Raw genomic sequence first — 9,697 nt, 5'->3', positions numbered from 1 at the left:
CCCAATCCGCGCCCACTGCGCGTCGGTCAACAAATACTCCATGCTCAAACATAACTACTACTGTTAACGCTTCCTAATGTCTCACGTCTCATAGTCTCACCACTCCAAACATGATTCCGCCGCCCATCCCAACGCGCGATACCGAAGCCTTCCACCGCGCCCATGTGCGGCCCGAGCCGGCTTTGCAGGCGTTACTGCGGCCCGGCTTCGAGCGGTTTTTTGCGGTGCGGCTGGAGGAAATGTACCAGCTGATGCGGCTGCCGGTGCCGCCCACCCGCACCAGCTCGCACCTGCTGGTGTGCCTCACCGAAGGCGCGGGCCGTATGAGCGTGGGCAGCGAAACCTACGACCTGGCTCCCGGCGACTGCCTGCTGGTGCCGGCCGGGCAGGTGTTTGCCTTTGGCGAAGCGGGCCCGCACCAGGGCTACCTGTGCAGCTTCCATCCCGATTTCTTCCAGGGCCGCATCACAAACAGTGCCTTGCCGCTGGAGTTCGATTTTCTGCGCATCTGGGGCGTCCCGTTCTTCCGCTGCGAACCCGCCGTGGCCGAATCCGTCCGGGCGCTGCTGGAGCGGCTGTGCGCCGAGTACGCGGCCGGTGGGCTGGCTGCGCTGGGGCTGCTGCAAGCCTACCTGGCGGCCCTGCTCTGCGAGCTGAACCGGGTGTACCGGCCGGCAGTGAGTGGCGGCGGCAGTCGGGCCGCGCAGCTGGCCAACCAGTTTCGGGAGTTGCTGCTGATGCAGTTCCGCACCGAGCACCGCGTGGCCGAATACGCCGCCCAACTGCACGTTTCGCCCAATCACCTGAACAAAGCCGTGCGGGCAGCTACCGGCCAGCCGCCCACCCACTGGATTGCCGAAGCCCTGGTGCTGGAAGCCAAGGTGCTGTTGCACCAAAGCGCCCTTTCAGTAGGGGAGGTGGCGGCCGAAGTGGGTTTAGCCGATGCTTCCTATTTCAGTCGGCTTTTCAAGAAGCACGAGGGTTTCACACCGCTGGAATTCCGCCGCCGGATTGAAAAATCCTGAAACCGGCCGCATCCATCCTAACCCCTGCCGCGCCCGGGCCCGGACCTTTGCCGCATCCATTCCCAAACGATGTACGCAACGGTTCTTACGCTTCACTCGGCTTTCCGCTGGCTAGTGCTGGCCAGCTTGGTTTATGCCCTTCTTCGAGCATTTCAGGGTTATAATTCTCGCCAGCTCTGGACCAAAACCGACGATGCCGTGCGGCACTGGACGGCCACTATTTCCCACGTGCAGCTGCTGCTGGGCATGGCGCTCTACTTCAGCAGCCCAGTGGTGAAAGCCAATTTCGCCAGTCTGCGCGAAGCCGGTTTTACGCTGGATTCAGGCTTTTTCGCCCTGTTGCACCCGCTGCTGATGCTGGTTTCGGTGGTGCTTGTCACCATTGGCTCGGCGCTGGCCAAGCGGCGGCCGACTGCGGAGGCAAAGTTCAACACCATGCTGCGTTGGTACGGGGTGGCCCTGCTGAGCATTTTTTTATTCATTCCCTGGCCATTTTCGCCACTGGCGAGCCGGGCCCTTTTTCGCTTCTGATTTATGACAAGTTTTTTCCATGACAACGTGCGGCAACTGCGCCTGATTGGGCTGCTGGAAGGCATTTCGCTGCTGGTACTGCTCGGCGTAGCCGTGCCGATGAAACACCTGTACAACAATCCATCTCTGGTCCGCACGCTGGGGCCCATTCACGGGCTGTTGTTCCTGCTGTTCGTTGTCAAAACATTGAGCGTAGGCGTGGAGCAACGCTGGAAATTCTCGGAAACTACCTGGAAAGTGCTGCTGGCCTGCCTAGTACCATTCGGAACATTTTACATCGACAGCCGAATTCTGAGTAAGATTCCACCGCAGGCCGTGGAAGAGCGCAGGTGATGTTAAAGGAAAGCGCGTGATGCAGCAAGCACTGCCTGATGCGCTGATAAGCCGCCCCAATCGGGCGGCTTTTTTCATGCCCGAAAAAATATTTTCCCTCCTCACACGCAATACCAAAAAGCTTGCTTACGTTTGCAGTGTACTAGAACAATAATACACTAGAACGACACGCACATGGTCCGCATCCGCAACCTCCACTTTGGGTACTCCAAGAAGCGCCCGCTCTTCCAAAACCTCGACCTGACGCTGGAGCGCGGGCACATCTACGGCCTGCTGGGCAAGAACGGCGCGGGCAAGTCCACGCTGCTCAAGAACATGGTGGGGCTGGCGTTTCCGCAGGCGGGCACTTGTGAGGTGCTGGGGCAGCCGGCGGCCCGGCGCCTGCCCGCCACGCTGGCCGACTTGTTTTTCCTGCCCGAGGAAATTCATGTGCCGGCCGTGACGGCGGCAAGGTTTGTGGGCCACACGGCCGGCTTCTACCCCCGGTTCGACCACGGGGCGCTGGCGCACTACCTCAGCGAGTTTGAGGTGCCGGCCGGGGCGGTGCTCACGGCCCTGAGCTACGGGCAGCAGAAGAAGTTCATGATTGCCTTCGCGCTGGCCGCCAATACCAGTCTGCTGGTAATGGACGAGCCCACCAACGGCCTCGACATTCCGAGCAAGGCGCAGTTCCGCAAAATCGTGGCCACGGCCCTCACGGAGGAGCGCTGCCTGATTGTCTCGACCCACCAGGTGCGCGATTTGGAAAGCCTGATTGATACCGTGTTGGTGGTGCACGACCGCCGCATCGTGCTCAACGCCGACCTCGGCGACCTGGCCGAGCGCCTGACCTTCGCCACGGTGCCTGAAACCGACGGCCAGGAGCTGTACGCCGAGGAATCGGTGCGCGGGGCGCAGGTCATCCGGCCCAACCGCAGCGGCGTGCCGGGCCGCGTCGATTTGGAGCTGCTGTTCAATGCCCTGGTGGGCTCGGCCCCCGCCCTCACCCAATACCTCACTCAAAACCAACCTGCTCATGAGCCAGTCGTTTAGTCTTTCGCGTTTTGGGCGCTTGTTCAGCAAGCACACGGCCGAGTATGGCGGCGGCTACCTGCTGGCCACGGGCGTGCTGATTGGGGGCATTGCGCTGATACTGGGCTTTTTGGCCGTGATGACCTCAGGGCCGGTGCTGCCCGAGATGCAGGGCATCATTTTCATCATGGGGCTGATGGCGGCGGGGGCGTTTTTCACCAGCACGGTGTTTGCCCCGCTGGGCGACAAGCGGCAGGCCACGGCGATGCTGATGCTGCCGGCTTCGCATTGGGAGAAGTACCTGGTGGGCTGGGTTTACGCGGTGCCCATCTACCTGGCGGTGTACATTGGCTGCTTTTACCTGGTCGATGCGCTGGTGTTGCAGATAGAAGGCAAGTTTGGGCCGCAGGCACCGCTGGTGGAGCTGTTCTCGGTGCGCTATTCGCTGGTGGTGTATGCGGCGGTGAGCGCCGTGTTTTTGTGGGGCAGCGTGTTTTTTGCGAAGCAGCAGTTTGTGCGCACGGCCTTTGCCATTTTGGTGGGCGTGGTGGTGCTGGCGCTGCTGAACATGCAGCTGGTGCAGGCGCTGGTGGGCCGCGAGGTAAACAGCGTGGTGCCGTTGAGCGGCATGAGCTTCGTGGAAGGCAAGGAGTGGCACTCAGTCAACCTGTCGCCGGTGCAGAATGGCTGGTTTACGGAAGCGCTGCTGGGCGGGCTGCTGCTGCTCGGCTGGATTGGGGCCTACGTGCGCCTCACCGAAAAAGAAGTTTAACCGCGACGTATTTACATGGAATTCAAAGACAACGAAGCCATTTACCTGCAGATAGCCGGGTACGTGAGCGAGCTGATACTGCGCGGCAAGTGGCCGCCCGACAGCAAGATTCCGTCGGTGCGCGAGCTGGCCGGCGACCTGCAGGTGAACCCCAACACGGTGATGCGCACCTACGAGCTGCTGCAAAGCCAGGAAGTGCTGTACAACAAGCGCGGCATCGGCTTTTTTGTGGCCCCGGCGGCCGTGCAGCAGGTGCAGGCCGCCCGCCGCGAGCGGTTTCTGAGCCAGGAACTGCCGGAGGTATTCGGCACCATGCTGCTGCTCGGCATTGGGCTGCCCGAAGTGCAGCGCCGCTACGAAGAATTCAAGAATGCCCAACCGCAACCCATTCCCGCCGTTTCCTGATGAAAACCAGCAATAAACTGCTCGTAGCTGCCGTGGCCCTGGTGCTCGGCACCGTGGCAACCTACGACGTCGCGCTGCGCGCCGAGTACCTCACCGGCCGCTACAAAGACCCGCTGCAGCACTACACCAGGCAGCCGGGCGCCGGCTTTGATGCCGTGGAAGTGCCGGCCGGCCTGTACTTCAAAGTCAAAATCGAAGCCGGGCCGGCGGGCGTGTGGGTGAACAAGGAGGCCACTGAGTACGTGCGCCTTCGCCAGCACGGCCGCACCCTGGCCGTGACGCTTGTCAACCCCGACGAAGAGCACTACCTGAACGGTCAGGCTGCCGTGGTCATCCACTGCCCGCAGCTGCAGCAGCTCACCACGGATTCGCCCTACCCGGCGGCCCGGCGCAAGGCGCACCAGGGCCGTCCCGGCGGCGAGGTGCTGGTGCGCAACTTCAACCAGGACAGCCTGCGCCTGAACCAGCGCTGGGCCGGCACCGTGAAACTGGAAAGCAACAACCTGCGGCAGCTGCGGGCCGTGACCGGCGCTACTGCCGGCAGCACGCCCACGCTGGAGGTGGACCCCGACAACAACATCCAGGCCGCCGATGTGGCGGTAAACCATCAGGGCACGCTGAGCGTGAAGGCCCTGATTCCGCAACTGCGCTACCACGCTTCGGACAGCGCCACGGTGCTGTTTGCGGGCCGGATGGCGCAGCAGCTGCGGCGGTAGAAGGGCGCCCGTGTTACCATTGTGTTAAGGCAATGTTAAGCGTCGGCCGGGGCGGGTACCTTTGTTGCCCCGGCCGGCGCAAGGAACTGGCCGCCCGCTTTCTTCATGAACAAGCCTTTTCTGGCCGGCGTGCTGCTGGCTGCGGTGGCGGGCGCGGCACCGGCCGCCCACGCCCAAACGCCCCTCAACCCCGTGCAGCCCTGGGGCACCTGGTTTATTGCCACGGTGCAGCTGCCGGGCACGGCCGAGCATAAATGGGGTGCCTTTGCCGAGGCCCAGGCCCGCACCAATGGCCTGTTTAAAGAGTATTTCTACCACGAGCTGAAGGCCGGCGCGAGCTACGACATCGACCCCAACTTCACGTTGACCGTGGCCGGCGGGCGCTACTCCACCTCCGACTACAAGGACCTCGAAGCCGGCCCGCTGAACACCGAAAAGCGCCTCTGGGAGCAGCTGACGCTCACGCAGTATTCGCACCGCCTCAAGCTGGAGCACCGCTACCGCATCGAGCAGCGCTGGTTCAATTTTCGCGACGACAGCACGCAGTTTCGCCAGCGCTTCCGCTACCGCCTCAATGCCTTCCTGCCGCTGAACAAGAAGACCATTACCACCGGCACGGTCTTTCTGGCCGCCTACGACGAGATTTTTCTCAATCCCAAAGGCCCCGTCTTCGAGCGCAACCGCGTGTATGGCGGCGTGGGCTGCCAGCTCACCCCGCACATCGTCTTGCAGGTGGGCTACGTGAACCAGGCCAACTATAACTACACGGCCCGGCAGGGCCAGTTCATTCTGCAAAACACGGCGGCCAAGAACAACATCGTCATGGCTTTCACCTACAAGCTGGCCCACCGCGCCGTGCCGCCCGGCCAGGAGCAGCTGCCCACGCAGCAGGATTAGGCCGGGCGGCGCGCGGCGCAGCTGGCAACCGGGAATGTTGGGCCGGGCAAACTGTGCAAGGGCTACTTTCGTAGCTCGCTCTGCCTACGCCCGAAAAAATGAAAGAGGAAGATTTTAAGGGGATTATTCAGAAATACATTTGCCCAATTCTGGCAGGGTCGGTGATGACACCGGAGCTGCAATACGACGAGAAAAACCACGCCCACGAGCTGGCCGCGCTCACGGGCAACGGGCAAACGATGCACATCAGCGAATCCAAAAAGTCGCACGGCAAAATTGAGATAAAGCGCAACCAAAAATTCACGGGCGACGACGTGAAGCTGGTGAAGGCCATTGTAGCTCAGATTGTGGGGAATTTCGATAAGACGGATTCGCCGTATCAGGAGCGGGTGATTGGCTATGCCATTGAAGTCGGGATATGCAACTTTCTGTCGGAAACCGATGGGAGCCTGCTCGTAAGTATTCTGGATGCTTTTGAGGGGTGGTCGGCGCGCACCTACGAGGGCCGTAAGCCTACGTTTACCATTGTGGTCGATTTGAATAACAGCCAGCCGGTGCGGCACAATCACCCGCTGATTACCGATTTTCTGGAAGACGACTTTTTTGCGCCCCTGTCCAACGGCGTTGAAAGCGGCGTACTGGTTTCCTGCGCCGGGGCGCTGCTGGAGTACGTGGACTTTGCGATAAACAGCACCGACGACAACACGTTTGCGCCCGCCCGCTTTATCTCGGTGGCCAACTGTGCGGAAGAGAACAAAATCTGCCTCACGCTGACCAACAACGGCGAGGTTTTAATCTTCAAAGACCAGAAGCTTTTTTTTTCGAAGCGCAACGGAGAGTGGAATTACTACAACGATGATTCGACCCTGAAAACCATGCCCGGCGCTTCCGTTGAGGTGAAGAAGGCCATGTACGAAACCATCCTGGACGTGTCTTTTGCGCGTACCGGGGGGTGCCTGGTAGCCATTCCCTACGCCCGGCGCAAGGACCTCATCAAGGACGACGGCAACAGCGAAGAAAGCGTGGTGAAGCGGGCCGATATTCTGAGTAACCCTACTTCCGTCAAAAGCCGCGTCATCAGCCGACTGATTAGGGGCCGGAAATTTCAGGACCTGAGCCGGGCCATGCGCAAGGAGCTGGTGGGCATCGATGGGGCCACCATCATCCAGTACCAGGGCGAGATTCTGGCCGTCGGGGCCATCGTCAAAATCAGCGGGGGCAGCGTGGGCGGGGGGCGGCTTGCCGCCACCCGCACGCTGGCACCCTTCGGCACGGCCATCAAAATATCGGCCGATGGCATGGTGGCGGCTTTCAAGGCCGATGCCGACGGCGAAATCGAAGCGGTATTTAAGCTGTAGGGCGAACGGCCGTTCGTTCAGACCGGCCGGCTGCTTCTACTTATTCGCCTCGCGGAAGGTGTAATAAACGCCCACCGTGAACAGGTTGCCCAGCGTGTTGGCATTGAGGCCAAAGTCGGTGGTGGTGGTTTTGTAGTCGCTGTTTTCCTGTTTCGAGGTGGAGCGCTGAAAACCGAACGTGCCAAACGAGCCCACTACCGTGAAGCGCGTATTGAGGCCATAGGCGAAGCCGGCATTGAGGTTTGCGCCGAGGTCCAGGGTGTTGTAGCTGGTGGTCGTTGTGCCGGCTACGCCAGTGCTTTCCTGTTTGCTGTCGCCGGGCAGTACCGATGCATTTAGCCCCAGGAAGGGCCGAAAATTCCCTTCACCGAAGAAATAGCGGCTATACACCGTGCCGCCGTAGCGGTTGGTGGTACGGCTGCTATTGCCTTGAGCGAAAGGCGTTTCCTGTTTCGAGCCGCTGAACGTGAAGCCCACGCCGAGTTGCACCTGATTGCTGAGAAAAGTGCCGATTTCGGGAGAAAAGCTGTAGTTGTTGTCCTTGCGGGTGGTCGTGCTGGTGTTGCCGTTGTCGACCTCGGTGGTGCTGGAATTGAAGCCGGCCTGTCCGCCGATGTAGAACGAGCCTTTTTGGGCCTGCGCCGAAAATACACCCAACAGGAGTGCTGCCGTGAAGAGATGTTTCATTATAGAAATGGGTTTGAAATGGGGTGGGAGTAATGTCGTGTTCGTTTCGAGAGCCCGTACTGGTTTCGGGCGGGAAGCGTTGCCCCTCAGCGGTTCCCGATGAGAAATGCTCGGCCAAGGTATGCCGCTGCTGGCCGAAGCAGCCGGCACAGCAAGCGGGGAAAAAACAGATAAGTCCTGCCTGACCTCGTGTTTTTTCGTACACCCGCCCGACCAACCTTGTGAACCCATGCCTAAGAAATCCGTTGCTGAAATCATAGTTGATACCCTCCAGGCTGCCGGCGTCAGGCGCGTGTTTGGTGTGGTGGGCGATTCGCTCAATGGCATCACCGATGTCATCCGGACCCGCGAGGGCATTGAGTTTATTGGGGTGCGGCACGAGGAAGGCGGCGCCTTCGCCGCCGGGGCCGAGGCCCACCTCACCGGCGATTTGGCCGTGTGCGCCGGCTCGTGCGGGCCGGGCAATACCCATCTCATCAATGGCCTGTATGACTGCCACCGCAGCCGCGTGCCGGTGCTGGCCCTGGCTGCCCAAATCCCCAGCATGGAAATCGGGAGCAGCTTTTTTCAGGAAACGCACCCCGAGCGGCTGTTTCAGGAATGCAGCCACTATTGCGAGCTGATTTCGGTGCCCGAGCAGGCCGTGCGCGTCATTGAAAGCGCCGTGGCAGCCGCCCTGGGCCAGGGCGGCGTGGCCGTGGTGATAGTGCCCGGCGACGTGGCCTACCTCGAAACCGAGGCGCCCGAGGTGCGGCTGCCCACGCGCCGCCGCCAGGGCCTGCTGCGCCCCGCCGAGGCCGACATCCGGCAGGCTGCCCAACTGCTGAACGACTGCGGGAAGGTGACCATTCTGGCCGGCATTGGCTGCGCCGAAGCCCACGCCGAGCTGCTGCAGGCGGCCGAGGCCCTGCAGGCGCCCGTGGTGCACGCCCTGCGCGGCAAGGAGTTTGTGGAGCCCAACAACCCCTACGACGTGGGCATGAGCGGCCTGCTGGGCATGCCCGCCGGCTACCACGCCCTGATGGACGCCGACGCCATTCTCATGCTCGGCACCGATTTTCCGTACCGCCAGTTTTTCCCTGAGCAGGCCCGCGTGGTGCAGGTCGATACCCGACCGCAGAACATCGGCCGGCGCACCCGCGTCGAAATCGGCCTGAGCGGCGACGTGGCCGAAACCCTGCGCCTGCTGCTCCCGCACCTCAATGCCAAAGACGGCGACCACCTGAAAGAAGCCCGGGAGCGCCACCGCGCCGACGACGCCCACCTGGCCGAGCTGGCCACCGGCGAGGCCGGCGACACCAGCCTGCACCCGCCGCACGTAGCGCGCCTGCTGAACGAGCTGGCCGCCGAAAACGCCATTTTTACCTGCGACGTGGGCACGCCCACCATCTGGGCCTCGCGCTACCTGCGCATGAATGGCCGCCGGCGGCTGGTGGGCTCGTTTGTGCACGGCAGCATGGCCAACGCGCTGTCGCAGGCCTACGGCGCGGCCCTGGCCTTCCCCGACCAGCAGGTGGTGGCACTGTGCGGCGACGGCGGCTTTGCCATGCTGCTGAGCGAATTGCTGACCGTGCGCCAGCATAAAATCCCGGTCAAAATCATCATCTTCAACAATTCTGCCCTCAGCTTCGTGGAGCTGGAAATGAAGGCCGCCGGCATCATCGACTACGGCACCGAGCTGGACAACCCTGACTTCGGCGCCATGGCCAATGCCATCGGAATCAAAGGCTTCCGCGTGAGCGACCCGGCCAACCTGGAAAGCGTGCTGCGCGAGGCGCTGGCCCACCCCGGCCCGGTGGTGGTCGACGCCGTGGTGAAGCGGCAGGAGCTGAGCATGCCGCCCAGCATCGAGGCCAAGCAGGCGGCCGGCTTCAGCCTCTACGCCCTGAAAGCGTTGATGAACGGCAAAGGCAGCGAGCTGCTGGAAGTGGCGAAAACCAACCTGTTCCGGTAGGGCTTTGC

At 61.9% G+C, this 9,697-nt stretch carries 11 protein-coding genes; 10 read left to right on the top strand and 1 reads right to left on the bottom strand.

Annotated features, from left to right (window positions below; all coding sequences use genetic code 11):
* Positions 1 to 110 precede the first annotated feature (110 nt).
* From ACYVHT_RS07215 to ACYVHT_RS07175, 9 genes are all read left to right on the top strand, one after another.
* Positions 111 to 1,025, top strand: a complete 915-nt coding sequence (locus ACYVHT_RS07215) for a helix-turn-helix domain-containing protein (RefSeq protein WP_460549483.1) — start codon at positions 111 to 113, stop codon at positions 1,023 to 1,025.
* 69 nt (positions 1,026 to 1,094) lie between these two features.
* Positions 1,095 to 1,556, top strand: a complete 462-nt coding sequence (locus tag ACYVHT_RS07210; protein WP_460549481.1) for a hypothetical protein — start codon at positions 1,095 to 1,097, stop codon at positions 1,554 to 1,556.
* A gap of 3 nt (positions 1,557 to 1,559) precedes the next feature.
* Positions 1,560 to 1,889 (top strand): DUF3817 domain-containing protein, encoded by a 330-nt coding sequence (locus ACYVHT_RS07205; protein WP_460549479.1) that lies wholly within the window; start codon positions 1,560 to 1,562, stop codon positions 1,887 to 1,889.
* A gap of 174 nt (positions 1,890 to 2,063) precedes the next feature.
* Complete coding sequence (locus ACYVHT_RS07200; RefSeq protein ID WP_460549477.1) at positions 2,064 to 2,921, top strand: ABC transporter ATP-binding protein; 858 nt, start codon at positions 2,064 to 2,066, stop codon at positions 2,919 to 2,921.
* Complete coding sequence (locus ACYVHT_RS07195; RefSeq protein WP_460549474.1) at positions 2,905 to 3,672, top strand: hypothetical protein; 768 nt, start codon at positions 2,905 to 2,907, stop codon at positions 3,670 to 3,672. The genes ACYVHT_RS07200 and ACYVHT_RS07195 overlap by 17 nt, the downstream gene beginning before the upstream one ends.
* Before the next feature lie 15 nt (positions 3,673 to 3,687).
* The gene (locus ACYVHT_RS07190; RefSeq protein WP_460549472.1) at positions 3,688 to 4,077 is read left to right on the top strand and encodes a GntR family transcriptional regulator; all 390 of its coding nucleotides are present in this window, start codon (positions 3,688 to 3,690) and stop codon (positions 4,075 to 4,077) included.
* Entirely contained in the window at positions 4,077 to 4,793 is a 717-nt protein-coding gene (locus tag ACYVHT_RS07185; protein WP_460549470.1) for a hypothetical protein, read from the top strand. The genes ACYVHT_RS07190 and ACYVHT_RS07185 overlap by 1 nt, the downstream gene beginning before the upstream one ends.
* Positions 4,794 to 4,898: 105 nt before the next feature.
* The gene (locus ACYVHT_RS07180) at positions 4,899 to 5,690 is read left to right on the top strand and encodes a DUF2490 domain-containing protein (protein WP_460549468.1); all 792 of its coding nucleotides are present in this window, start codon (positions 4,899 to 4,901) and stop codon (positions 5,688 to 5,690) included.
* Between the two features lie 98 nt (positions 5,691 to 5,788).
* On the top strand, positions 5,789 to 7,048 hold the full coding sequence (locus ACYVHT_RS07175; protein WP_460549467.1) for a hypothetical protein: 1,260 nt from the start codon (positions 5,789 to 5,791) through the stop codon (positions 7,046 to 7,048).
* A gap of 36 nt (positions 7,049 to 7,084) precedes the next feature.
* Here the strand turns inward: ACYVHT_RS07175 and ACYVHT_RS07170 are convergent, their stop codons facing one another.
* On the bottom strand, positions 7,085 to 7,735 hold the full coding sequence (locus ACYVHT_RS07170) for an outer membrane beta-barrel protein (protein WP_460549465.1): 651 nt from the start codon (positions 7,733 to 7,735) through the stop codon (positions 7,085 to 7,087).
* A 229-nt stretch (positions 7,736 to 7,964) separates the two neighbouring features.
* Here ACYVHT_RS07170 and poxB point away from each other — a divergent pair, with 229 nt between their 5' ends.
* Positions 7,965 to 9,689 carry a ubiquinone-dependent pyruvate dehydrogenase gene (gene poxB, locus ACYVHT_RS07165; protein ID WP_460549463.1) on the top strand — a complete coding sequence of 575 codons (1,725 nt, stop codon included), beginning with the start codon at positions 7,965 to 7,967 and terminating at the stop codon, positions 9,687 to 9,689.
* Positions 9,690 to 9,697 lie beyond the last annotated feature (8 nt).

The organism is Hymenobacter daeguensis (assembly GCF_054780555.1).
This window is presented reverse-complemented; position numbering and strand designations above follow the sequence as displayed.